This is a genomic window from Micromonospora sp. NPDC052213, assembly GCF_040679695.1.
GTDB lineage: Bacteria > Actinomycetota > Actinomycetes > Mycobacteriales > Micromonosporaceae > Micromonospora.
Genome location: NZ_JBFAVI010000063.1, coordinates 1 through 23,841 on the forward strand (window position 1 = coordinate 1; position 23,841 = coordinate 23,841).

The 23,841-nt window shown below is 72.8% G+C and carries 23 protein-coding genes, 2 tRNA genes and 1 other RNA gene; 13 read left to right on the forward strand and 13 right to left on the reverse strand.

Features of this window, described 5'->3' with window-relative positions; all coding sequences use genetic code 11:
- Positions 1-96 precede the first annotated feature (96 nt).
- The 3 genes from AB0L34_RS17210 to leuA all read left to right on the forward strand — a co-directional run bounded on the left by AB0L34_RS17210 (position 97) and on the right by leuA (position 3,452).
- A complete protein-coding gene (locus AB0L34_RS17210) occupies positions 97-825 on the forward strand; it encodes a hypothetical protein (protein WP_363705441.1) in 729 nt (242 codons plus the stop codon).
- Positions 826-910: 85 nt separating this feature from the next.
- Entirely contained in the window at positions 911-1,462 is a 552-nt protein-coding gene (locus tag AB0L34_RS17215; RefSeq protein ID WP_363705419.1) for a nitroreductase family protein, read from the forward strand.
- 238 nt (positions 1,463-1,700) lie between these two features.
- Positions 1,701-3,452 (forward strand): 2-isopropylmalate synthase, encoded by a 1,752-nt coding sequence (gene leuA, locus AB0L34_RS17220; protein WP_357456374.1) that lies wholly within the window; start codon positions 1,701-1,703, stop codon positions 3,450-3,452.
- A gap of 125 nt (positions 3,453-3,577) precedes the next feature.
- Here leuA and AB0L34_RS17225 read toward each other — a convergent pair whose 3' ends face one another.
- Positions 3,578-3,790: a DUF1737 domain-containing protein gene (locus AB0L34_RS17225; RefSeq protein ID WP_357456368.1), complete on the reverse strand. Its 213-nt coding sequence runs from the start codon at positions 3,788-3,790 to the stop codon at positions 3,578-3,580.
- Entirely contained in the window at positions 3,787-5,250 is a 1,464-nt protein-coding gene (locus AB0L34_RS17230) for an MFS transporter (RefSeq protein WP_363705420.1), read from the reverse strand. The genes AB0L34_RS17225 and AB0L34_RS17230 overlap by 4 nt, the downstream gene beginning before the upstream one ends.
- A 108-nt stretch (positions 5,251-5,358) precedes the next feature.
- Here AB0L34_RS17230 and AB0L34_RS17235 point away from each other — a divergent pair, with 108 nt between their 5' ends.
- Together AB0L34_RS17235 and AB0L34_RS17240 are read left to right on the forward strand one after the other, a co-directional pair.
- On the forward strand, positions 5,359-6,018 hold the full coding sequence (locus AB0L34_RS17235; RefSeq protein ID WP_363705421.1) for an HNH endonuclease family protein: 660 nt from the start codon (positions 5,359-5,361) through the stop codon (positions 6,016-6,018).
- Positions 6,000-6,455 (forward strand): hypothetical protein, encoded by a 456-nt coding sequence (locus AB0L34_RS17240; protein ID WP_363705422.1) that lies wholly within the window; start codon positions 6,000-6,002, stop codon positions 6,453-6,455. The genes AB0L34_RS17235 and AB0L34_RS17240 overlap by 19 nt, the downstream gene beginning before the upstream one ends.
- A gap of 47 nt (positions 6,456-6,502) precedes the next feature.
- On the opposite strand, the gene AB0L34_RS17245 is transcribed toward AB0L34_RS17240, so the two are convergent.
- From AB0L34_RS17245 to ffs, 9 genes are all read right to left on the reverse strand, one after another.
- Positions 6,503-7,606, reverse strand: a complete 1,104-nt coding sequence (locus AB0L34_RS17245) for an oligopeptide/dipeptide ABC transporter ATP-binding protein (RefSeq protein ID WP_363705423.1) — start codon at positions 7,604-7,606, stop codon at positions 6,503-6,505.
- Positions 7,603-8,667 (reverse strand): ABC transporter ATP-binding protein, encoded by a 1,065-nt coding sequence (locus tag AB0L34_RS17250; RefSeq protein ID WP_363705424.1) that lies wholly within the window; start codon positions 8,665-8,667, stop codon positions 7,603-7,605. The genes AB0L34_RS17245 and AB0L34_RS17250 overlap by 4 nt, the downstream gene beginning before the upstream one ends.
- 110 nt (positions 8,668-8,777) lie before the next feature.
- On the reverse strand, positions 8,778-9,746 hold the full coding sequence (locus AB0L34_RS17255) for an ABC transporter permease (RefSeq protein WP_363705425.1): 969 nt from the start codon (positions 9,744-9,746) through the stop codon (positions 8,778-8,780).
- Complete coding sequence (locus tag AB0L34_RS17260; RefSeq protein ID WP_350709556.1) at positions 9,743-10,747, reverse strand: ABC transporter permease; 1,005 nt, start codon at positions 10,745-10,747, stop codon at positions 9,743-9,745. Before AB0L34_RS17260 ends, AB0L34_RS17255 begins: the two co-directional genes overlap by 4 nt.
- Before the next feature lie 77 nt (positions 10,748-10,824).
- Positions 10,825-12,489 (reverse strand): ABC transporter substrate-binding protein, encoded by a 1,665-nt coding sequence (locus AB0L34_RS17265; protein ID WP_363705426.1) that lies wholly within the window; start codon positions 12,487-12,489, stop codon positions 10,825-10,827.
- Positions 12,490-12,799: 310 nt separating this feature from the next.
- Positions 12,800-13,393 carry a recombination mediator RecR gene (gene recR, locus AB0L34_RS17270; protein WP_350683348.1) on the reverse strand — a complete coding sequence of 198 codons (594 nt, stop codon included), beginning with the start codon at positions 13,391-13,393 and terminating at the stop codon, positions 12,800-12,802.
- 7 nt (positions 13,394-13,400) lie between these two features.
- Positions 13,401-13,709: a YbaB/EbfC family nucleoid-associated protein gene (locus AB0L34_RS17275; RefSeq protein WP_218106165.1), complete on the reverse strand. Its 309-nt coding sequence runs from the start codon at positions 13,707-13,709 to the stop codon at positions 13,401-13,403.
- A 257-nt stretch (positions 13,710-13,966) separates the two neighbouring features.
- Positions 13,967-16,603 (reverse strand): DNA polymerase III subunit gamma and tau, encoded by a 2,637-nt coding sequence (locus tag AB0L34_RS17280; RefSeq protein ID WP_363705427.1) that lies wholly within the window; start codon positions 16,601-16,603, stop codon positions 13,967-13,969.
- Between the two features lie 108 nt (positions 16,604-16,711).
- Positions 16,712-16,802, reverse strand: an RNA gene (ffs, locus tag AB0L34_RS17285) — signal recognition particle sRNA small type.
- 82 nt (positions 16,803-16,884) lie between these two features.
- Between ffs and AB0L34_RS17290 the strand changes: the two genes are divergently transcribed.
- A tRNA-Ser gene (locus tag AB0L34_RS17290) sits at positions 16,885-16,969 on the forward strand.
- A 62-nt stretch (positions 16,970-17,031) separates the two neighbouring features.
- Here AB0L34_RS17290 and AB0L34_RS17295 read toward each other — a convergent pair.
- Positions 17,032-18,204 carry a glycosyl hydrolase family 28-related protein gene (locus AB0L34_RS17295; protein ID WP_363705428.1) on the reverse strand — a complete coding sequence of 391 codons (1,173 nt, stop codon included), beginning with the start codon at positions 18,202-18,204 and terminating at the stop codon, positions 17,032-17,034.
- A 421-nt stretch (positions 18,205-18,625) separates the two neighbouring features.
- On the opposite strand from AB0L34_RS17295, the gene AB0L34_RS17300 reads away from it, so the two are divergent.
- From AB0L34_RS17300 to AB0L34_RS17315, 4 genes are all read left to right on the forward strand, one after another.
- Positions 18,626-19,420: a sulfite exporter TauE/SafE family protein gene (locus AB0L34_RS17300; RefSeq protein ID WP_363705429.1), complete on the forward strand. Its 795-nt coding sequence runs from the start codon at positions 18,626-18,628 to the stop codon at positions 19,418-19,420.
- Positions 19,421-19,792: 372 nt separating this feature from the next.
- Positions 19,793-20,407 carry a hypothetical protein gene (locus tag AB0L34_RS17305; protein WP_363705430.1) on the forward strand — a complete coding sequence of 205 codons (615 nt, stop codon included), beginning with the start codon at positions 19,793-19,795 and terminating at the stop codon, positions 20,405-20,407.
- An 83-nt stretch (positions 20,408-20,490) separates the two neighbouring features.
- Entirely contained in the window at positions 20,491-20,934 is a 444-nt protein-coding gene (locus AB0L34_RS17310; RefSeq protein ID WP_357456584.1) for a hypothetical protein, read from the forward strand.
- Positions 20,935-21,068: 134 nt separating this feature from the next.
- Positions 21,069-21,620: a hypothetical protein gene (locus tag AB0L34_RS17315; RefSeq protein WP_363705431.1), complete on the forward strand. Its 552-nt coding sequence runs from the start codon at positions 21,069-21,071 to the stop codon at positions 21,618-21,620.
- 108 nt (positions 21,621-21,728) lie between these two features.
- Here the strand turns inward: AB0L34_RS17315 and AB0L34_RS17320 are convergent.
- Positions 21,729-21,815: transfer RNA gene (locus tag AB0L34_RS17320), tRNA-Ser, on the reverse strand.
- Between the two features lie 75 nt (positions 21,816-21,890).
- Here AB0L34_RS17320 and deoD point away from each other — a divergent pair.
- The 3 genes from deoD (at position 21,891) to AB0L34_RS17335 (ending at position 23,817) form a co-directional block, all read left to right on the forward strand.
- Positions 21,891-22,598 (forward strand): purine-nucleoside phosphorylase, encoded by a 708-nt coding sequence (gene deoD / locus AB0L34_RS17325; protein WP_350709584.1) that lies wholly within the window; start codon positions 21,891-21,893, stop codon positions 22,596-22,598.
- Between the two features lie 116 nt (positions 22,599-22,714).
- Positions 22,715-23,353, forward strand: a complete 639-nt coding sequence (locus AB0L34_RS17330) for a TetR/AcrR family transcriptional regulator (RefSeq protein ID WP_363705432.1) — start codon at positions 22,715-22,717, stop codon at positions 23,351-23,353.
- Positions 23,350-23,817 (forward strand): thioesterase family protein, encoded by a 468-nt coding sequence (locus AB0L34_RS17335; protein ID WP_357456305.1) that lies wholly within the window; start codon positions 23,350-23,352, stop codon positions 23,815-23,817. Before AB0L34_RS17330 ends, AB0L34_RS17335 begins: the two co-directional genes overlap by 4 nt.
- Positions 23,818-23,841 lie beyond the last annotated feature (24 nt).

The following is a 23,841-nucleotide window of genomic DNA, read 5'->3' on the forward strand; positions in this document are numbered from 1 at the left end:
GGGAAGGCCGCCGCCGAGGAGGTCCGCGCCCCCGTCGCCGGCCTCCGCACGGCGGCGCGGCCGGCCCGACGCCTCGCCGGCCCGCTCGCGCTCGCCCTGCCGGCGCTCCTCGTCGCCTGCGCCGCCGACGAGCCGGTCACGCCACCGCCCGCCACGTCGACGCCCGTCCCGGTGGGGATGGACGCGGCGCGCGACGCGCTGGCCGCGCTGGCCGCGGCGGCGCAGGACCGGCATCTGGTCGCCGGCTACACGCTGCGCAGCCCGGACGCCCCGGACCGCACGATCATGGTGACCAGCGCGAACGACGGCACCTGGCGGGTCGACGTCCCGGGCGGTGCGCTCGGCGGCACCGCGGACATCTCGCTCGCCGCCACCGCCGACGGGCTGTTCCAGTGCGCCCTGCCGTCCGCCGCCCGGCCCGAGCCGGCGAGCTGCGTACGCCTCGGCGACCCGGACGACGCGGTGCCCCGCCGGCTGGACCCCCGGGTGCAGCACCCGTTCACCGACTGGCTGGACGTGCTGACCGACCGGCGCGCCCCGCTCGCCGTGTCACCCGCCCAGCCCCTGCCCGGGGCGTCGGGCACGTGCTACTCGGTGGAGACCACCTCGGCCTCGATCAACGCCCCGCTGGACGTGGGCATCTACTGCTACGGCCCCGACGGCACGCCCACCGGGGTGCGCACGGCGTTCGGCACGCTCACCCTGGCCGGGCCGCCCGGGCCGGCCCCGGCGACCGTGCAGCTCGCCGGTCCGGTGGTGGACGGCGAGCCGCTCGGTACGGCGGCGCCGGAGCCGACCGACAGCCCGAGCGCGGGAACGCTCTGACCCAGCCGCACGTTACGGGTGCTTTCCGCCACATTCGGACATACCGCCCCTAGTTGCCGAACCGCCTGTACGGGACACTCGTCGCATGGTCGACCTCACCCCGCTGCTCGCGTTCCGCTGGAGCCCCCGGTCCTTCGACCCGACGGCGGAACTGGCCGCCGACCACGCGACGGCGCTGATCGAGGCGGCCCGCTGGGCGCCCTCGGCCGGCAACGTCCAGCCGTGGCGGTTCGTCCTCGGGCACCGCGACGACGAGACGTTCAAGCGGATCCTGGTGAACCTGCCGGAGCCGGACCAGCGGTGGGCCCAGCGCGCCTCCGCCCTGCTGCTGGGCACCCACCTGACCGGGGCCGCCGGGCACCTCTACGACCTGGGTCAGGCCATCGCCCACCTCACCGTGCAGGCCACGGCGCTCGGCCTGCACGTGCGTCAACTGCGCGGCCTGGACCGCGCCGGCCTGGCCGCCGACCTCGACCTGCCGGACGGCGTACGGCCGCACGTGGTGGTGGCCGTCGGGCAGCTCGGCGACCCGCTCAGCCTGCCCGCCGACCTGCTCGGGTCGGAGACCGGCCTGCGCCGCCGCCTCCCCCTGGCCCAGATCGTGCTGACCAGCGGGGATGCGAAGTGCGTCTCATAGTCCGGACCGTCCTTCCCGCGACTCGCCCCACCACGTAGGGTTACCTGGTCATGTGGCGGGCGTACCTCCTCCTTAATCGCCGCGACGAGGCCTGAAGGCCGGCACCTCGTCGCGGAGTCGAACCGCGCCGTCCAGCACATCCGAACTTCCCATCGGCACCGCCCGGGCACCGTCGCCCCGGCACCTGGCCGACACCTTCCGATTGCTGACGCCACATGTTCAAGGGGAGCACTTCGTCATGGCTCAACCCGTCACCGACGCGGAAACCGATCCGATCGCCCGGCAGCGCCCCAGCGGGATGCCGTACCACCGCTACCAGCCCTACCAGCAGCAGTTCCGCATCGACCTGCCGGACCGCACCTGGCCGACCCGGCACGTCGAGACCGCGCCGCGCTGGTGCGCGGTGGACCTGCGCGACGGCAACCAGGCGCTCATCGACCCGATGTCGCCGGAGCGCAAGCGGCGGATGTTCCAGCTCCTGGTGCAGATGGGCTACAAGGAGATCGAGGTCGGTTTCCCCTCGGCCAGCCAGACCGACTACGACTTCGTCCGGCAGCTGATCGAGCAGGACCTGATCCCCTCCGACGTCACGATCCAGGTGCTCACCCAGTGCCGGGAGCACCTGATCGACCGCACCTTCGAGTCGCTGCGCGGCGCGCGGCGCGCGATCGTGCACTTCTACAACTCGACCTCCACGCTCCAGCGCCGGGTGGTCTTCGGGCTGGACCGCGACGGCATCGCGGACATCGCCACCCAGGGCGCGCGGCTCTGCCAGAAGTACGCGGAGATCCACACCCCGGACACCGACATCCACTACGAGTACTCGCCGGAGTCGTACACCGGCACGGAGCTGGAGTACGCGCTGGAGGTCTGTGCCAAGGTCATCGAGGTGGTCGACCCGACGCCGGACCGGAAGCTGATCGTCAACCTGCCCGCCACCGTCGAGATGGCGATGCCGAACGTCTACGCCGACTCGATCGAGTGGATGCACCGGCACCTGCCCCGGCGGGACAGCCTGGTGCTGAGCCTGCACCCGCACAACGACCGGGGCACCGGTGTGGCCGCCGCCGAGCTGGGCCTGCTGGCCGGCGCGGACCGGGTCGAGGGCTGCCTGTTCGGCAACGGCGAGCGCACCGGCAACGTCGACCTGGTGACGCTGGGCCTGAACCTGTTCTCCCAGGGCATCGACCCGATGATCGACTTCTCGCGCATCGACGAGGTGAAGCGGGCCGTCGAGTACTGCAACCAGCTCCCGGTGCACGAGCGCCACCCGTACGCGGGCGACCTGGTCTACACCGCCTTCTCCGGCTCCCACCAGGACGCGATCAAGAAGGGCTTCGACGCCCTGACGGCGGACGCGGCGGCGGCCGGGGTGCCCGTCGACAACTTCACCTGGGCGGTGCCCTACCTGCCGATCGACCCGAAGGACCTGGGCCGCACCTACGAGGCGGTCATCCGGGTCAACTCGCAGTCCGGCAAGGGCGGCGTCGCGTACATCATGAAGAGCGAGCACCAGCTCGACCTGCCGCGCCGGCTCCAGATCGAGTTCTCCGGCGTGGTCCAGCAGGTCACGGACCACGACGGCGGCGAGGTCGACCCGGGCACCATGTGGGAGATCTTCGCGGGGCACTACCTGCTCGACCACCAGGCCGACCCGGCGCTCACCCTGGACGGCTACGCCATCGGGACCCCCGAGGGCAAGGTCGAGATCGAGGCCCGCGTCGGCCTGGACGGCGAGGCCCACTCGCTGACCGCGGTCGGCAACGGCCCGATCGACGCGTACGTCAACGCGCTCCAGTCGGTGGGCGTGGCGGTGCGGGTGCTCGACTACCACGAGCACGCGCTCTCCTCCGGCGGGGACGCGCAGGCCGCCGCGTACGTGGAGTGCGAGGTCGACGGTCGTACGGTCTGGGGCGTAGGCACCGACGCCAACATCGTCACCGCCTCGATCAAGGCCGTGACGAGCGCCGTCAACCGCGCCCGCGCCTGACGCGCGAGGAAGGGTCCCCTGCCGAACGCCTGGCGATCGCAGGGGGCCCTTCCGCACGTCGCCACACGCCCGAGCCGCCGCAGGCGTCGTACGCCCGGCGGGTCGCGCCGTCGGCGCCGCCGTGATCAGACGGGGGTGATGTCGGCCGCCCAGCCGTCCGCGAGCACCACCGCCTGGGCGACCACGACCCGCTCACCGTCGAAGGTCATCGCGGGCGAGCCGTGCAGCCGGTACCCGTCGGCGAGCGCCTCGCTGACGCGCCGGCAGAAGTCGGCGTCGTCCGGCCCGGTGAGCAGGCGGTAGCGCAGGCGGGGCGACGCCTTGTCCTGATCCGTCACGCGGCGACCGTACCGCTTCCGCGGGGCTCTCGGCGGCGCGGGCGGTGGATGAGCAGGGCGGCCAACGCCGCGCCGGCCAGCAGCAGGCCGGCGCACCAGAGCATCGCGTCCCGGTAGGCCCCGGTCAGCTCGCCCGCCTGCTCGTAGCCGGTGCCGGAGAGCCCGACCAGCAGCGGTAGCGCCGCCACCGCGAGCAGGCCGCCGGCCCGGGACGCCGCGTTGTTGAAGCCGCTCGCCACGCCGGCGAACCGGTCGTCGACCGCCGCCAGCACCGACGCGGTCAGCGGCGCCACCACCAGGGTCAGCCCGACCCCGAAGAGCACCACCCCGGGCAGCACGTCCCGCCAGTACGACGCGTCCGGGTCGACGCCCCGCAGCAGCACCAGCCCGGCGGCGGCGACCACCGGCCCGACGGTCAGCGGCAGCCGGGGACCGATCCGCGCCGACAGCGCGCCCGCCCGCGCCGAGCCGACCAGCAGCAGCACCGTCATCGGCAGCAACGCGACCCCGGTGAGCAGCGCCGACCAGCCGACCACGTTCTGCAGGTAGACGGCGAGGAAGAAGGTGAAGCCGCCGAGCGCCGCGTAGACCAGCACGGTGAAGACGTTCAGCACGGAGAAGAGCTGGCTGCTGAACAGCCCGGTGGGCAACATCGCGGTGTCGCCCCGGCGCCGCTCGACGAGCACGAAGGCCACCGCGCCGGCCACCCCGAGCAGCGCCGCGACCAGCACCGGCGCCGAGTCGAAGCCGCGCGCCGGGGCGTCGATCAGCGCGTACGTGACGCCGGCCAGGGCGAGCGCGCCGAGCAGCGCGCCGGCCACGTCGAAGCGGCGGCGCCGGCCGGCCGCCCGGGTGCGGGAGGTGGCCTCGTCCCGGCTCTCCGGCACCCAGCGCAGCGCGGCGAGCACCACCAGCACGGCCAGCGGCAGGTTGAGGAAGAAGATCCACCGCCAGGAGAGCGCGTCGATCAGCCAGCCGCCGATGAACGGGCCGAGCGCGGTGGAGACGCCGGACAGTCCCGACCAGGCGCCGATCGCCCGACCCCGGTCGTCGGGGTGGAAGCTGGCCTGGAGCACCGACAGCGAGCCCGGGGTCAGCAGCGCGCCGCCGGCGCCCTGGAGGAAACGGGCCGCGATCAGCCACTCCGTGCCCTGGGCCAGGCCGCAGAGCAGCGAGGCGGCGGTGAACCAGACCACCCCGAGCAGGAAGACCCGCCGCCGCCCGAAGCGGTCGCCGAGCGCGCCGCCGAGCAGGACGAAGGCGGCGAGCATCAGCAGGTATCCGTTGACCGTCCACTGGAGACCGGCGACGGTGGCCTCGAGTTCCGCGCCGAGCCGGGGCAGCGCCACATTGACCACCGTGCTGTCCAGGAAGACCATGCCGGAGGCGAGGACGGCGGCGAGCAGGGTGCCCCGACCGTGGGCGGTGCCCAGCCGGAGCGCGGGCGCGGAGTCGGTCATGGCGTCCAATCTTCCCCGCACCATATGAGAGACGCCACGAAACGCCGAAACCATGCCCGGGTACTGTGCGGGATCGCCGGGAGCCCGCAAGCTGGAGAGGTGTCGTCTGTGCGTACCAGATCAGGACCGCGCGTCGCGGTGACGGCCGCGCTGGCCGCGGCGCTGGCGCTCGGCGCGGCCGGCTGCGTCGCCGTCGACGAGCCGGAGGCCCCGCCGAGCAGCAGCGGCGGAAACGCCGCGCAGAAGCTGGCCCAGCTCAGCGTCGCCGGCGCGGGGTCGATGAAGGGCTACAGCCGGGAGCGTTTCCCGCACTGGCGGGACACCGGCAAGAACTGCGACGTGCGGGACAGCGTGCTGAAGCGCGACGGGGAGGACATCAGGCTCTCCGGCTGCAACGTGGTCGGCGGCCGGTGGGAGAGCGTGTACGACGACCGCGCCCTGACCGATCCGTCGGACGTGGACATCGACCACATGGTGCCGCTGGCGAACGCGTGGCGCTCCGGCGCCGACGAGTGGGACGACGCCAAGCGCGGCGACTTCGCCAACGACATGGACCGACCGCAGCTCATCGCGGTTTCCAAGAACTCCAACCGGGCAAAGGGTGATCAGGACCCGTCCCAGTGGAAACCGGCGAACCGGTCGTTCTGGTGCCAGTACGCCGAGAACTGGGTGGCGGTCAAGCACCACTGGCGGCTCACGGTGACCACCGCCGAGAAGGCCGCCCTGACCGACATGTTGGAGGGCTGCACATGGGCGAACAAGCCGTGACCGGGGCCGGGGCGACCCCCGCTCCCGAGCAGATGCCGGACTCCGGCGGGGAGGACGCGGCGGCGGCTGTCGGCAGCGCGCCGGCGGGGCCGACCACGGCCGGCATGACGGCGGACGGGAGAGCCGCCACGCAGACCGCGGTGCCGGGGGCGGGCATGGCCGCCGACGCCGGCGGCGCGTCGGCCGCCGCCCAGGAACGCACCGCCGACCTCGTGCCCGGCCCCGGCGGGGTGATGACCGACGAGGTCGGCGTGGTCACCGGCGAGCTGACCCTGCGCACCGGCTACGCCGACGGCCAGGTCACGCTGTCGGTGCGGTACAAGGACGCCGACGAGTGGTACACGGTCACCGGCGGCAGGGTCGCGCTGGCTGATCCGGCCGGGTTGGACGCGGTGCACGGCATCGCCGTCGCCCTGCTGCACCGCCCCGAGGGCTGACCACGGCCGGACGCGGCCCCCCGGCGGGACCGCGTCCGCGCCGCGGGTCAGACGTACGAGCCGGGCTCGCTGGGGGCCGAGACGGTGTGGGGCTCCTCGCCCTCGCCCATCGGGCGGGTGATCTGCACGCTGACCTTGTGCGGGCGCAGCTCGCCGCTGGCGATCCGCTCCGCGAAGTGGCAGGCGACCCGGCTCCCGTCGATCTCCCGCAGCACCGGCCGCTCGTCGGCGCAGCGGGTCGGCTGCGCCCACGGGCAGCGGGTGTGGAACCGGCAGCCCGCCGGCGGGTTGGCGGGCGAGGGCAGGTCGCCGGCGAGCAGGATGCGCTCCCGCCGGTCCTCCACGTCGGGGTCCGGCACCGGCACCGCCGACATCAGTGCCCGGGTGTAGGGGTGCAGCGGTTCCGTGTAGAGCCGGTCGCTCGGCGCCTCCTCGACCAGCGCGCCGAGGTACATCACGCCGACCGTGTCGGAGATGTGCCGCACCACGGCGAGGTCGTGCGCGATCACCAGGTAGGTCAGGCCGAGGCTGTCCTGGAGCTCGTCGAGCAGGTTCACCACCTGGGCCTGGATCGACACGTCGAGCGCGGACACCGGCTCGTCGGCGACGATCAGGTCGGGCCCGAGCACCAGCGCCCGGGCGATGCCGATGCGCTGCCGCTGGCCGCCCGAGAACTCGTGCGGGTAGCGGGAGAGCGCCCAGCGGGGCAGGCCGACCTTGTCCAGCGTCTCGCTGATGATCCGCCGCCGCTCGTCGCGGTTGCCGCCGATGCCGTGGGTCTGCAACCCCTCGGTGAGGATCGACTCGACGTTCTGCCGGGGGTCCAGGCTCGACATCGGGTCCTGGAAGATCATCTGCATCCGGCGGCGCATCGACCGCAGCTTGCCCGCCGGCAGCTTCGTCAGCTCGACGCCGTCGAAGGCGACCTCGCCGCCGGTGGGCGGGGTGAGCTGGAGCAGCGCCCGGCCGAGCGTCGACTTGCCGCACCCGGACTCGCCCACCAGGCCGTACGTCCGGCCGCGCGCGATGCGCAGGTCGACCCCGTCGACCGCCTTCACGTGCCCGACCGTCCGGTCGAGGATCACCCCCCGCCGGATCGGGAAGTGCACCTTCAGGTCGCGGACCTCGACGAGGATGTCGCTCTCGGTCACGGCTTCTCCTCCTCGCGCGGGGCGGGCACCGGGCCCGCGGTCGCCTCCGCCGCCGGAGCGGCGGCGGCCCGCGGGGGCACGGTGCCGGGCAGCGGCGCCGGGTTGACGCAGCGGTAGCTGCGCCCGTCGTGGGCGTGCACCAGCGCGGGCGGCTCCCCCACGCACTCGTCGACCCGCCGGGAGCAGCGCGGCGCGAAGGCGCAGCCGTCCGGCCAGGGCAACACGTCGCGGACCGAGCCGGGGATCGGGTTCAGTCGCTCCCCGCGCCCGGCGTCCAGGCGGGGCACCGAGCCGAGCAACCCCACGGTGTACGGGTGCCGGGGCTCGCGGAACAGCGGACGACGGCGGGCCGTCTCCACCACCCTGCCGGCGTAGAGCACGTTGATGGTGTCGCACATGCCGGCCACCACGCCCAGGTCGTGCGTGATCATGACGAGCGCGGTGCCGGAGTCGCGGACCAACTCCTTGAGCAACTCCAGGATCTGCGCCTGGATGGTGACGTCCAGCGCCGTGGTCGGCTCGTCGGCGATCAGCAGCCGGGGCTTGCAGGCCACCGCCATCGCGATGAGGGCGCGCTGCCGCATGCCGCCGGAGAGCTGGTGCGGGTACTCCTTCAACCGCCGCTTCGGGTCGGGGATGCCGACCCGGTCCAGCAGCGTCGCCGCCTCCTTCTCGGCCGCCGCGCCCTTCATCCCCCGGTGCCGCGCGAGCACCTCGGTCACCTGCAACCCGATCGGGATGACCGGGTTCAGGGAGGACAGCGGGTCCTGGAAGATCATCGCGACGTCCCGGCCGCGGATGTCCCGCCGGGACCGGTCGTCGAGCTGGAGCAGGTCGGTGCCGTCGAAGACCGCCTTGCCGCCGACGCGCAGGCCCGGCTGCTTGGGCAGCAGGCCCATGATCGCCAGCGAGGTCACGCTCTTGCCACAGCCGGACTCACCGACCAGGCCGACCACCTCGCCGGCGTCGACGGAGAACGAGACACCGTCCACGGCGTGCACGGTGCGCTGACCGCGCCGGGCGAAGGTGACGGAGAGGTCGTCCACTTCGAGCAGTGCCATTACCGACCCTCCGTCCGAGACTGCGGGGCTCGCAACTCTTCACCCAGCCGACCTACCGTCCGCGACTGCGGGGCTCGCAAGCTCACTCCTCGCGCTTCACACATGGAGACCTACTTCCGCAGCTTCGGGTCGAGGGCCTCGCGCATCGCCTCACCGAGCAGGGTGAAGCCGAGCGCGGTGATGATGATCGCGACCGCCGGGTAGATCGCCAGCCCCGGCCGGATGCCCAGGTACGGCTGCGCGTCGGCGAGCATCACGCCCCACTCCGGCACGGCCGTGTCGGGGTTGCCGAGGCCGAGGAAGGAGAGCGCGGCGGCCTCGATGATCGCGGTGGCCAGGGTCAGTGTGGCCTGCACGATCACCGGGGCGAGCGAGTTGGGCACCACGTGGGTGATCGCGATCTTCGACTTCTTCACGCCCAGCGAGGTGGCCGCCAGCACGTAGTCGCTGTTGGCCTGGGAGATCATCGAGCCGCGCAGCAGCCGGGCGAAGACCGGCACGGAGACCACGCCGACCGCGATCATCACGGTGGTCAGGCTCGCCCCGAGCAGGGCGGCGATGCTCACCGCCAGCAGGAGGCTGGGCAGCGCCAGCATCATGTCGATGACCCGCATGAGCGCGGTGTCGACGGCCCGGCCCCACCGGCCGCCCAGCCCGGCCGCCGCGCCGGCGACCCCACCGATCAGGGCGCCGACCGCCAGACCGATCAGCGTGGAGACCACGCCGACGAGCAGGGTCTGCCGGGCGCCGACGATCATCCGACTGAACACGTCGCGGCCCTGGTGGTCGTAGCCGAACCAGTGGTCGCCGGAGGAGCCGGGGATGAGGCCCTGGCCCGACTTGACCACGCCCTCGCGGATGCCGATCGCGTCGGTCGGCCCGTACGGGACGAAGAACGGCCCGACGACCGCGACCAGGACGAAGAGCACCAGGATGACCGCGCCGATGATCGCCGCGGGGTTGCGCCGCAACCGGCGGAACGCCTCCTGCCAGAGGCTGACGCCACGCTCGTCGTCCCGGGCGGCCAGCTCGGAGAGCCGGTCGATCTTTTCCTTCTTCTTGCCGGTGGTGATCGTCATCGGACCCTCACCCTCGGGTCGATCAGGCTGTAGGAGAGGTCGACCAGGAGGTTCACCAGCACGTACACCACCGCGATGATCATGATGAAGCCCATCAGCACCGGGTAGTCCCGCTGGCCGATGGCGTCGTAGATGAACGCCCCGATGCCGCTGAAGGCGAAGACGGTCTCGGTCAGCACCGCGCCGGAGAGCAGGCCGCCGGTGAGCAGGCCGATCGAGGTGACCACCGGCAGCATCGCGTTGCGCAGCACGTGCCGGCGGCGGACGGTCGGCTCGGTGAGGCCCTTCGCCTCGGCGGTGCGGACGAAGTCCTCGTTGAGCACCTCCAGCACGCTGGCCCGGGTGATCCGGACGATGATCGCGAGCGGGATGCTGGCCAGCGCGACGCCCGGCAGCACGAGGTGCCAGATCGCGTCGGCGGCGGCGTCCCACTCCCGCGTCATCAGTCCGTCGAGGACGAAGAAGTTGGTGATCCGGGTGGCGCCGAGCGTCGGGTCCTGCCGGCCGCTGGACGGGAACCAGCCGAGGTTCTCCGAGAAGATCGCCTTGAGCACGTAGGCCAGGAAGAAGACGGGGATGCAGATGCCGATCAGCGAGCCGCCGACCGAGAGGTGGTCGAGCATCCGGCCGCGACGGCGGGCGGCCAGGTAGCCGAGCGGGATGCCGAGCCCGATCGCGATCACCAGCGCCATGACGGTCAGCTCGACGGTGCCCGGGAAGCGCTCCAGGAACTCCGTGGTGACCGCGCGCTTGGTGGAGGTCGAGGTGCCGAGGTCGAGGCGGAGCAGCCGCCGCACGAACCGGCCGTACTGCACCAGGATCGGCTCGTCGAGGCCCATGTTGCGCCGGATCGCGGCACGCATCTCGGGCGTGCCGCGCTCGCCGAGGATGGCGGTCTCGGGACCGCCGGGCAGTCGGCGGAGCCAGATGAAGAGCAGGAGGGAGAGCCCGAACAGCGTGGGTATCAGCTGGAGCAGGCGTCTGACGATGAACCGGAACACGGTGGCCTCGAAAGGGGTGCGGAGGGTCGCGGGCGGACGCTGTCGAAACAGCGCCCGCCCGCGTGCCTTGCGTCAGGTCAGGACTTGAACTCGGCCGTTTCAAGCCGCTCGTCGGTGAGCGGGCTGGCCTTGACCCCGGTCACGTCCTTGCCGAACACGATCGCCGGCGGCGAGTGCGACACCGGGACACCGGGCAGGAACTCCATGATGGCCTTGTTGAGGGCCTTGTACTTCTCCACCCGGGCCGCCTGGTCGGCGGTGGTGTCGGCGTCCTTGAACTGGTCGAACAGGGCCTTGTTGGTGAAGCCCCACTCGTCCTTCGGCCGGTCGAAGAAGGTGCCGATGAAGTTGTAGGCGTCGCCGTAGTCACCGGTCCAGCCGAGGAAGTGGATGTCGTGCTTGCTGCCGGACGTGGTGGCGTTGAGGTAGTCCGGGCTCCACTTCAGCGGGATGGCCTCGACCTTGATGCCGACCGCCTTGAGGTCCGCCGAGAGCAGCTCGAAGATGTCCTTCGGGTTCGGCATGTACGGCCGGGTGACCTCGGTCGGGTAGTGGAACTTCAGGGTCAGGTTCGTCGCGCCGGCCTCGGCCAGCAGCTGCTTGGCCTTCTCCGGGTTGTAGTCGTACTTGACGACGTCGCCGTTCCAGCCCTCGACCGTGTCCGGCATGAAGTTCTCGGCGACCTTGGCGCCCGGGGGCAGCTTCGAGTCGACCAGCGCCTGCCGGTTCAGGGCGTGCGCGATGGCCTGCCGGACCTTGATGTCGGCGAGCTTCGGGTTGCCCTTCTGGTTGATGGCCAGGTAGAGCACGTTGAACGCCGGGCGGGTCAGGACGTTGAAGCCCTCGCCCTTCAGCGGCTCGACGTCGGCCGGGCCGACCAGGTCGTAGCCCTGGATGTCGCCGGAGCGCAGCGCCTGCTTGCGGGCGTTCTCGTCCGAGATGGTCTTGAAGATGATGGTCTTCAGCTTGGCCTTGGTGCCGGCGTAGTCGTCGTTGCGCTCGATGGTGAGCGTCTTGTTGGCGACGTCCCAGGACTTGAACTTGAACGGGCCGGTGCCGGTCGGGTGCTCCATCGCGTAGGCCGGGTACTTGATGTCCTCGGCGGTGCCGCCCACGTTGCTGGCGTCGTACTTCTCCAGCGCGGTCGGGCTGTGGATGGAGAACGACGGCAGCATCAGCGCGGCCGGGATCTTGCTGGAGACCCGGGTGAAGGCCAGGTCCACGGTGGTGGCGTCCTTGGCGGTGCAGGACTTGAAGAGACTCGGCGGCAGCTCCGCGTCCTCGTTCTTGGCGAAGCCGCCCATGACGTCCTGCCAGTACGCCGTCACGTCCGGGCTCTGCATGAGGCCCTTGGCGTTGTACCAGCGGTCGAAGTTCTTGCAGACCGCCTCGGCGTTGAAGTCGGTGCCGTCGTGGAACTTCACGCCGGAACGCAGCTTGAACGTCCACGTCGTGCCGGCGGCGTCCGGAGTCCAGGACTCGGCCAGACCGGGGGTGATCTTCGTGCCCCCCTCCTCCGGCGTGACCAGCGTCTCGAAGATGCTGCGTGCGACGCGCAGCGACTCACCGTCGCTGGCGAAGCTCGGGTCGAGCACCTTCGGGTCCCCGGCTACGCCGAAGACGAGGGTGTCCTTCTTGCTACCGCCGGAACTGTCACCGCGGTCGCTCTCGGCGCAGCCTGCTACCGCGAGGGCCGCGACCGCGACGGCCGCGATAGCGACCTTCGGCCTGGATGCACGCATGGTGCTTCTCCTTGGGGGTACGGACAACGTGGTGACAGGGGTCACCGATGGCCGTGACCATAGCCCTCGTTCGGACCGCCGGGAAACCTTCGTCGAACTGGTTGGTACCGGATCGTGTCTTAACCGGGGCACCCCGCGCTGGACGCAGCGCCGGACCGCTATCAAAGGGGCGAGATGTCCGGGTTGACCGATGCAAATTTGTTACATGTATCGACACGCGCATCGTCCACATGTCAGACCCCACAGTGGATGCGCGAGCGCGTACGACAGTGGCCGGCACCGAGATCCGGTGCCGGCCACGATCGGCGGATCAGACGGCGCGGCGCCCCTCGAAGGCCCGGCCGAGGGTGATCTCGTCGGCGTACTCCAGGTCGCCGCCGACCGGCAGGCCGCTCGCCAGCCGGGTCACCGCGATGCCCATCGGCTTGACCATCAACGCCAGGTAGGTGGCGGTGGCCTCGCCCTCGGTGTTCGGGTCCGTGGCCAGGATCAGCTCCCGCACCGCGCCCCCGCCCAGGCGGGTCATCAGCTCACGGATGCGCAGGTTGTCGGGCCCGATCCCCTCCAGCGGGTTGATCGCCCCGCCGAGCACGTGGTAGCGGCCCCGGAACTCACCGGTCCGCTCGATCGCGACCACGTCCTTCGGCTCCTCGACCACGCAGAGCACCTCGTCGGTGCGGCGCGGGTCGCGGCAGATCCGGCACTGGTCGGACTCGGCCACGTTGTAGCAGCTGGTGCAGAACCGCACCAGCTCCTTGACCTTGCGCAGCGCGCCGGCCAGCCGGTTGACGTCGGCCGGGTCGGCCGACAGGACGTGGAAGGCGATCCGCTGCGCGCTCTTCGGGCCGACGCCCGGCAGCCGCCCCAGCTCGTCGATCAGGTCCTGGATGGCACCCTCGTACATCTGCCGCTCAGAAACCGGGCAGGCCGAGGCCGCCCATGCCGCCGGTGACCGGGCCCATCTTCTTCTCGGTCAGTTCCCGGGCCGCCTCGGCGGCGTTGTGCATCGCCGCGACGACCAGGTCCTCCAGGGTCTCCACATCCTCCGGGTCGACCGCCTTGGGGTCGATCTTGATCGCCTTGAGCTCCCCGGTGCCGGCGACGGTCGCGGTCACCAGGCCGCCCCCGGCGGTGCCGGTCAGCTCGGCCTCGGCGAGCTCGGCCTGGGCCTTGGCGATCTGCTGCTGCATCTTCTGCGCCTGCTTCAGCATCTGCTGCATGTTCGGCTGTCCACCTGGGCGCACGGATGGCTCCTTCTCGCACTCGTCTGCTCGGCCGCCGCTCAGCCTATCCGCTGTGAGCGGCCTCGCCCCGCCCGGTGCTTCCCCGCCCGGCGGGTCCCGGGCGGACGATCACGGGAGCGACCGGCGGAAGACGCGGATGCCCCGGGAACAGGCCGCGGCGGCAGCGGAACAGCAGGCGCGGGCCGCTGCGGCGATGGACGCCGGCCGCTACGCCGACCTGCCGGGCCGTGGCCCTAGCGGGCGTCCACCTCGTCGATCTTCTCCGCGCCGAACGCCTCCCGCAGCAGCCGTACCGCCTGCTCCTCGCTGGATTCCCGCGCGGTCCGCTCGTCGAGCACCTCGTCCAGCGGCTCGTCGCCCGGGTCGAAGCCCTCGTAGGTCGGGCTCGCCGGCTGGGCGCCGCCGGGGCGTCCCCCGCCGCCGCGCACCGGCCCGTCGAAGTCCGGGTCGTACGGCGGCTCGCCGGCCCAGTCGGCGTCCGCGGTCTTCCGGGCCGCCTGGGCGGGCCGCGGGCCGCGTCCCGCCGCAGCCGCCCGCGCCGCCGCGATCGCGCTGCTCACCGGGGGACCGGCGGGCGCGGCCTGCTGCGGCGCCGCCGAGGGACCGGCCGGCTTTGGTACGGCCGGCGCGGCGGCCGCCGACGCGCTGCCCCTCGGTGCGGTGGTCGTCGCCGCGCCCGCCGTCGAGGTGGCCGTCGCCGTGCCGCCCGGCCGGGCCGGTTCCGGCCAGTCGTCGGCGCCCCCGGCCGCGCCGCCCGGGCGGGCCGGTTCGGGCCAGTCCTCGGCTCCGCCGGCCGCGCCGCCGGGCCGGGCCGCCTCGGGCCAGTCCCCGGCGTCGTCGGCGGACGGGCTGCCGCCCCGCGCCGCACCCGCGCCGGACGCCGGCCGGGTCGCCCCGCCCTGGCCGCCCGCGCCACCACGAGGCCCGCCGGCCACGCCCTCCGGCCTGCCGGCCGCACCGCTCGGGCCGCCGGACATGCCGCCGCCCGCGCCGTTGCCGGACGGGCCGGCGCCGGCCGGGGCCTGGTGGACGGGGGCGGCCGGTGGCGGGGAGGCCGGGCGGGCCGGAGCGGCGGGCCGGGACGGGCCACCGAGCGACGCGCCACCCCGCTCGCCGGCCACCTCGCAGCGGATCTGCCAGCGGCCGCCGAACTCCTCGTACAGCGCCTCGGCCAGCACCGAGGTGTGGTTGCCCATCATCTGCGCGAGCACCGGCGACTTGACGGTCAGCACCAGGGTGTCGCCGTCCACGTCGCGGACCACGGCGTCGCGCATCAGCGCGGCGGCCGGCTTCTTGATCCGGTTGACCTTGGCGACGATGTCCGACCAGACCCGGCGCACCGCGACGGCGTCCAGCGCGCCCGCCGGAGCCGCACCGGGGCGGGGCGGCTCCGGGGTGGCCGGGTCGGGCATCACCGCCGAGGACGGCACGTCACGGCGGGCGGGAGCATCGGCGGGCGGGCCGCCGGCGGTGGCACCCACCGGGTCCGCGGCACCCGGGACCGCCTCCGCCGACCGGGAACCGGTGGCGGCTCCGGCCGCGGCGCGGGCGGCGGCGACACCGGACGGAGCGGCGGCAGCCGCCGGCGGGCCGGCGGGCCCCGGGTCGGGCGCGGCGGCAGCCGCGGTCGCGGCGGGAGTGTCGGGGCGTACCGGAGCCGGGGCGGCCGGCGCGGGGCCGGCGGCGGCCGGCGGCGCGTCGGTGCCGACGAGGGCGAGCCGGCGCTCCATGCGCTCCAGGCGCTGGAGCAGGCCGCCGGTGGTGTCGTCGGCGCCGGGCAGCAGCATCCGGGCGCAGATCAGCTCCAGCAGCAGCCGAGGCGCGGTGGTGCCACGCATCTCCACGAGGCCGTTGTGCACGATGTCGGCGCAGCGGGACAGGGTGCCCGGGCCGAGCCGCTGGGCCTGGGCGGCCATCCGCTCGATCTGGTCGGTCGGGCCGTCGATCAGGCCCTTGGCGGCGGCGTCCGGCACCTGCTGGAGCACGATCAGGTCGCGCAGCCGCTCCAGCAGGTCGGAGGCGAACCGGCGCGGGTCGTGCCCGGCCTCGGCCACCCGGTCGACGGTCACGTACGCGGCCGCCCCGTCGCCGGCGGCCAGCGCGTCGCACATCTCGTCGATCAGGGCGGCGTCGGTGACACCGAGCAGCGCGGCGGCGCGGGGGTAGGTGACCCCCTCCGGCCCGGCCCCGGCGATGAGCTGGTCGAGCACGGAGAGGCTGTCCCGGGCGCTGCCGCCACCCGCGCGCACCACCAGCGGGAAGACCGCCGGCTCGACCGCCACGCCCTCCGCCTCGCAGAGCTGCTCCAGGTAGGGCCGGAGCACCTTCGGCGGGATCAGCCGGAACGGGTAGTGGTGGGTCCGCGACTTGATCGTGCCGAGGACCTTCTCCGGCTCGGTGGTCGCGAAGATGAACTTGACGTACTCGGGCGGCTCCTCGACCAGCTTGAGCAGGGCGTTGAAGCCGGCCGACGAGACCATGTGCGCCTCGTCGATGACATAGATCTTGAAGCGGCTGCGGGCCGGCGCGAAGAACGCCTTCTCGCGCAGCTCGCGGGCGTCGTCGACGCCACCGTGGCTGGCCGCGTCGATCTCGATGACGTCGATCGAGCCGGCGCCGTCGGTGGCCAGCGAGCGGCAGGACTCGCACTGCCCGCACGGCTCCGGGGTGGGACCCTGCTCACAGTTGAGGGAGCGGGCCAGGATGCGGGCGCTGGAGGTCTTGCCGCAGCCACGGGGACCGGAGAAGAGGTACGCGTGGTTGAGCCGCCCGCTGCGCAGCGCCTGCGACAGCGGCTCGGTGACGTGCTCCTGCCCGATGACCTCGGCGAAGGTGCGTGGCCGGTACTTGCGGTAGAGCGCCAGTGCCACCCGTCCCGCCTCCTCTCGACCGAGCCATTCTGCGCCGGTCAGCCGCGGGTGACCACCCACCCCGCCGGTGACCTGACCCGCAGGGACGTTACCGGCACCCGGAGACAGAAAGGCCCCCCGTGCACCCGTCAGAGCCCGCTTATCCTTGCTGCCTTCCGGCCCTGGGGAGGTTCACGAGATACACGCCGCACGGGGGGTACCGCCAAGCCTACCCGACCGGCCGTCGATCTTCAGGGGGTGGTGGGGTGGCCGAGCCGCCGGGGACCTGTATCCTCTTCTGCGGAGGATTCGCCTAGAGGCCTAGGGCGCACGCTTGGAAAGCGTGTTGGGTTCACACCCTCACGAGTTCGAATCTCGTATCCTCCGCCGTCGACGAAGGGCCGGTCCCCACGAGGGGCCGGCCCTTCGTCGTGGTACGTCCCCCGGTGTCAGCCGATGACCGAGATCGACGAGTGGGAGCCCGCCGTCCCGGTGATCAGGCGCTGGAACGGCGTCTCCCGGGCCCCGCCGGTGACCAGCCGTACGGAGAGGTAGTCGGCCCCGTCGGCCAGGTAGAGCGCCGTCCGCATGCCCGCGCCGCCGACGATCCACTTTCCGCCGCCGCCGGCCCGCTGGAACGAGCCGCCCTCCACGCTGACGGCCGAGGCGGCGATGTGGAAGCCGGCCGAGTGCTGGTCACTGCTGCCGGTCCCCGTCGAGTCGGCGGTGCAGCCGGAGAGCGTGCAGTTCGGGGCGGCGATCTCGAACCCGTTGCCCGCGCTGTCCTGGGCCTCGCAGCCCACCAGCGTGGCGCGGGCGGACTCGATGCGGAAGGCGGGACCCGGCGTCGTCGCGGTACCGGTGCCGTACGCCTTGCTGCCCCAGACCTTGAGGTTGCCGCCGCTGATCAGGTAGCCCCCGGCGGCACCGCCCTGGGCGGAGCAGCCGCTGACGAAACCGTCGGAGGACTGGATGTTGTAGGCCCAGCCGTCCGCGTGCTCGACCCGGCAGTCGGTCAGCTTGAACTCGCGCTGCCCGCCCGAGTAGGTGCCGCCGAGGTAGATGCCGTCGCCGGTGGTGCGGGTGACGAAGACCCGGGTGAACCACGGCGCCGGGTCCGGCCCGTACGTGGACGGGGTGGCGTTCATCTGGAAGTTGATCCCGTTCGCCACGATGTTCGCCGCGTCGAGCCCGATGTCGGTCACGCACTGGCGGGAGGAGCCGACGTACGTGCCGGACCACGGGTTGACGACCAGCGCCGCCCCGCTGAAGCCCGAGCCGGCGCGCAGGATCGTGACCAGTGGGCCGGCGCCGATCAGCGCGTGCTTGTCGTCGAGCACCACCGGGGCCTTGACCGTGTAGGTGCCGGGCGCGACGTAGACGGCCCGCTGGCTGCTGCTGCCCAGCGCGGTGTTGATGGCGGCCTGGGCGCCGACGGTCGGATCCACCTCGTAGGTGGCGCCGGAGCCGGCGGGACCGACCCACGGGATCGCGCCGGTGGACGCGAGCGCGGCGGCCTGTGCGGGGGTGATGCCGCCGAGCGCGGGCGCGGCGACGGCGGCGCCCGCGCCGACCATCGCGGCCCGGAGCAGATGACGACGGCCGGAACGGTTGTCCTGCATGCTTCCTCCTGAGCTGGTTGGCCCTCGGCCGCCGGGGCGGAACGAGGTGCGGCGTCGGTGGCCCGTCGTCGCACGGAGGAAGCGGACAGGTCGACGGGCAGCCCGGCCTGCGCCGAGCCGCCACGTCTCTCCGTCTGTGTCGATCCCCCGTGGCGGCGACGGAGCCCGCGCCGCATCGGCGGTCATCATCGCAACTGGTGGCCGATCCGTCTGCCCCCTGCGAGCGATCTTCGGGACTCGCAGCCGCCCGCACGGCACGGCCGCGCCTGGCCGGACTCGGCCGGCCGAGAGGTGATCTCCGACGCAGGTCGATCAACCCGACAGGGCCGGAACCATACGCTGGCAGCCGCACTCGACAGCGAGACATCCGGGCGGCGGCGACCTGAGGGCGACGACCGGCCCGGGGAAGGCGCGGACACAGATGAACACGATGTTGAACGCCGCCGAGATGCTGGCGGTGCTGGCCGCCGGGGTCGCGGCCGGTGCCATCAACGCGGTGGTGGGCTCGGGCACGCTGGTGACCTTCCCGGTCCTGCTGTCCCTGGGCTATCCACCGGTGGTGGCGAACGTGTCGAACACGGTCGGGCTGGTGCCGGGGTCGTTCTCCGGGGCGTACGCCTATCGCCGTGATCTTGCCGGGCACGGCCGGCTGCTGGCGCGGTTGGGCGTCGCGAGCGTGCTCGGGGGGATCACCGGGGGCGTGCTGCTGCTGCGACTGCCGCCGGGGGCGTTCCGGGCCATCGTGCCGGCGCTGATCGGGCTGGCGCTGGTGCTGGTGCTGGTGCAGCCGCAACTGGCCCGGGCGCTGGCCCGCCGGCGGCAGGGCCCGGCGGACGCGCCGCCGCCCGCCGACGGGGAGGTCCGGCGGGTCGGGCCGCTCCTGCTCCTCGGTGTGTTCGCCACCGGGGTGTACGGCGGCTACTTCGGCGCCGCCCAGGGTGTGCTGCTGCTGGGGCTGCTCGGGGTGCTGCTCTCCACCGACCTGCGCTGGGTCAACGGGGTCAAGAACGTGCTCGCCGGCCTGGTGAACGGGGTCGCGGCGATCATGTTCATCGCCCTGGGCACGGTGGCCTGGCAGCCGGCCCTGCTCATCGCCGTGGGTTCCGTGGTGGGTGGCCTGGTCGGCGGCCGGTGGGGGCGTCGGCTGCCGCCGGCGGCGCTGCGCGCCGCGATCGTGGTCGTCGGGCTCGCCGCCCTGGTCAACCTGCTGGCCTGAGCCGGCGCCGCCCGCTGCTCCGAGCCGCACGTCCGGGTGCACGTCGTGCCGTCGTCGGTCGGCGCCCACGCGGGCCGGCGGGGCGCATCCGGCCGGCCGCTTCGAGGGCCGCGACGCGGTCGACGTTGACCTCCTCCACACCCTCGCCACCCGCTACCTCGCCGCCCTCCCCCACGCGCCCCGGAGATCTTGCACTTCGCACCCGGGCGAAGGCCCGCATTCCGTCCGAAACAGGGCCGAAAGTGCAAGATCACGGGGGTCGTCGCGTCCCCACGGCAGCGGGGGTGGGCGGTAGCGTGCGGTGGTTGGTGGCGGAGGCGGGTCCGTCGTACACATGTTCCATCCACAGGCTGTGGACGGCGGAGGGCTCCGATGGGTTACCAGCTCAGCGCGGTCGTCGCGGACGCCGAGCTGCTCCGCGAGCAGACCGCCGACCTCGACCACGCGGTCGTCGGCGAGCTGCGCCAGGACTTCGCGCTGCTGCCGGTCACCCCGCAACTCGTCGAGGAGCTGACCGGGGCGCTGCCCGACTTCTCGGCGGCGGAACGGTCGCCCGCGGAGCCGTTCCACCTGGTGCTCTCGGCCGCCCTCGCCGGGGTCCTCGCGGGCTGGTCGCGGTCGGGTCCGGTGGCGTACCTGGAGGCGGAGTTCGCCGGCGGCGCGGGCTACCAGTCGGCGGCGGTGTGGCTCGGCGGCGGGGTGAGCTGGGGGCCGCGCGTCGACCACCTCTTCGACGGGCCGCGGTCGGAGTGGCCGCTCAACGCCGCGCTCGCCCGGCTCGGCGCGGAGCCCGGCGCGTGGATCGACCCGTTCGCCGAGCTGGGTCTGCACGTCGAGCGGAGCACCGCCGGGTGGCTCGCGCACGGCCGCCGGCGGCTGAGCGCCGACTACTGGGACGAGCTGGCCGACGAGTGGGAAAGCCGGCAATCTGGGGACGAGCAGCAACCTGAGCGCCCCGGCCCCGTTGGGGACTGGGGGATTCTATGAAATTGCGACAATTCGCGTTCATCGCGACGCTGCTGACGGCTGCCTCGATCGCGGGCAGTGGCGTGCGCCCGCAACTGCCCGAAATGGACGGTCGGCCCGCCGGAGCCGTCGACGTGGTCGGCCTGAACGGGCTCCACGACATCGAGTTCGGCGACACCGAGGACGAGCTGACCCGGCGGGGCATCCTGCGTACCGACGTCGACGCCTGCGGCCCGTCACTCGCCGGGCACGACACGACCAGCCCGATCTTCGTCGACGACCGGCTCGTGCTGCTCTGGCTCGGCGACGCGACGCGCACCCCGGAGGGCGTCACCGCCGGCAGCCCCGTCGACGAGGTCTGGGGCCGCTACCCGTCGGCGCGCGAGCTGGAGGCTCCACAGGGGACGCACCGGTTCGACGGGCTGCTCGCCCGGCGGGGCGACCGCGCGTACCTGTTCCTGCACGACGGGCGCACGGTCCGCAAGATCATCGTCGGGTACGCCGAGTGGGCCCAACGCCTCTTCGAGGAGGGCCACAGCCCCTGCTGAACTCCGCCTGTCGGTCTTCGACACCAGCGACGGCGCTGCGGCCCCGACCGGCTACGCCTTGCGGAGGGACCGGGCGTCGACGGGGTCGGGGGCGCGGCAGGCATGTGCGGCGGAGTGCCGGGTATCCGCCGGACATGGCGCGGTACACGAAGCCCGAGCTGAGAGCACAGCTCAAGGAAGAGATCATGGCTTCCGACAAGGGCGGCAGGCAGGGGCAGTGGTCGGCGCGCAAGTCGCAACGGCTCACCAAGGAGTACCAGAAGCGCGGCGGAGGCTACGAGGGCCCGAAGGACGAGCGGCAGAAGTCCCTGCAGCGTTGGGGCGGCGAGCACTGGCAGACCAGGGAAGGCGACACCCGGGCGCGGCACGGCGACGAGACGAGTCGTTACCTGCCCAAACAGGCCTGGGAACAGCTCTCCGACGAGGAGCAGCGCAAGACCGACGCCAAGAAGCGGAAGGAGTCGAGGTCCGGCAAGCAGTACGTCGCCAACACCGAGCGGGCCAGCCGCGCACGCCGGAACGTCACGTCGGTCGAGCGGCTGTCGGAGCTGCCGGTTGCCGAGGCCGCCAAGCTCGTCCGGGGCCTCGACACGGGCCAACTCAAGGCGGCACTGCGGAACGAACGCGACAACAAGGGTCGCAAGACGCTCATCCAGCGGCTGGAGTCGGAACTCGACCGGCGCTGACGGGCGTCCGGGCTACCGCGCCCACTCGCGTACCGCCGAAACCGGGACCACACGCGGAACGCCCGGCCGATCCTCGCGGATCGACCGGGCGTCCTCGCTTGTCACGAGCGGTGGCGGAGGGATTTGAACCCTCGGAGGGCGTAAACCCTCACACGCTTTCGAGGCGTGCTCCTTAGGCCGCTCGGACACGCCACCGCCGACGAGGGTACAGGACCGCGGGTCTGGATGCCGAACCGGTATCCCCGCCTCCGGCCTGGCAGGATCTTTGCCATGAGTACGCACATCGGCGCGAAGCCGGGAGAGATCGCCGAGCGGGTCCTGATGCCGGGCGACCCGCTGCGGGCCAAGTGGATCGCGGAGACCTACCTCGAGGGCGCCAGCTGCTACTCGACGGTCCGGGGCATGCTGGGCTTCACCGGCCGCTGGAACGGCGTCGAGGTCTCCGTCCAGGGCTCCGGCATGGGCATGCCCTCCGCCTCGATCTACGCCCACGAGCTGGTCAACGAGTACGGGGTGAAGAGCCTGATCCGGGTCGGCTCCTGCGGCGCCCTGACCGAGGACCTGCGGCTGCGCGACGTGATCGCGGCGATCGGCTCCTCCACCGACTCGAACATGAACCGGATGCGCTTCGACGGGCTGATCGACTACGCCCCGGTCGCGGACTTCGGGCTGCTGCGCACGTCGGTCGAGGTGGCCGAGCGGCGCGGCATCGCCATGCGGGTGGGCCCGATCCTGGCGGCGGACGCCTTCTACACCGACCGCCCGGACCTCTACGACAACCTCGCCGACTACGGGGTGCTGGCGGTGGAGATGGAGTCGGCGGCGCTCTACACCATCGCCGCCCGGTTCAAGGCCCGCGCGCTGACCCTGCTGACGGTCAGCGACCACATCAAGACGGGCGAGAAGACCACCTCCGAGGAGCGCGAGCAGACCTTCAGCCAGATGGTCGAGATCGCCCTGGACACGATCATCGCCTGATCCCCTCCCCTTCGGCTCCACCGCCCCGTCGTCCGCTGGACGGCGGGGCGGTGTCGTGACGACCGTCACCCGACAAAACTGTACGACCGGTCGTGCTTATTTATTAGCCTCTGCCCATGACACTCGACGGACGCGTCGCGCGGGGCGACCGGACCCGCACGGCCGCGCTGGACGCCGCCGTGGTGCTGGCCACCGAGGTCGGCCTGCACGGGCTCTCCCTCGCCCAGCTCGCCGACACGCTCGGAGTCAGCAAGTCCGGGCTGTTCGCGCACTGGCGCTCCAAGGAGGCGCTCCAGCTCGCCACCATCGACCGGGCCGTGGAGCAGTGGCAGGAGCGGATCGTCGCCCCGGCCCTGCGCGCCCCCGGCGGCGTACGGCGACTCTGGGCGTTGCACCAGGCCCGGATCGACTTCTACGCCGCCCGGGTGCTCCCCGGCGGCTGCTTCTTCGCCAGCACCGACTTCGAGTACAACGCCCGCCCCGGCCCGGTCCGGGACCGGCTCGCCGAGGTGTTCGGCCGCTGGGCCGCGTTCCTCGAACGGCTCGTCCGGGAGGCCGTCGACGCCGGCGAGCTACCCGCCGACACCGACGTCCCGCAGCTGGCGTACGAGATCGACGCGCTCGGGATCACCGCCGCGCTGCGCTCCCGGCTGCTGGACCCCGACACCGCCTACCGGCACGCCCGCCAGGGCCTGCTGAACCGCCTACGGGCGCTGTGCCCCGACCCCACCCTGCTACCGGAAGGCCCCTCATGAGCCACGCCATCGCCGACCAGCCCGCCGTCGAGTTCGGTCACGTCGAGCACGTCACGGTGCACTTCGACGACCTCGACGCCCTCGGCCTCCTGCACAACGCCCGGTACGCCGTGCTGCTGGAACGGGCCCTGACGCCGTACTGGGCCGCCCGCGGCGTCTCGTTCCAGGGCGGGCAGCACAGCGCCCCCGACGTGTTCCACGCGGTACGCGAGTTCACCATCACCTACCGCGCCCCGATCACCGGCACCGGGCCCGTGGCGGTGCACTTCTGGCTCGAACACTTCGGCACCAGCAGCGCCGAGTACGCCTACCAGTTCCGCTCCGTCGACGGCCGGGTGGTGCACGCCGAGGGCCGGCGCGCCATCGTCCGGCTCGACCCGGCCACTCTGCGCCCGGCGCCGTGGACCGAGACCGCGCAGGCGGTGGCCGCCACCCTGCTCCGTCCCGCCCCGAGCCCCGCCTGACGCGGTCCGGGTGCGTCCGCCGGT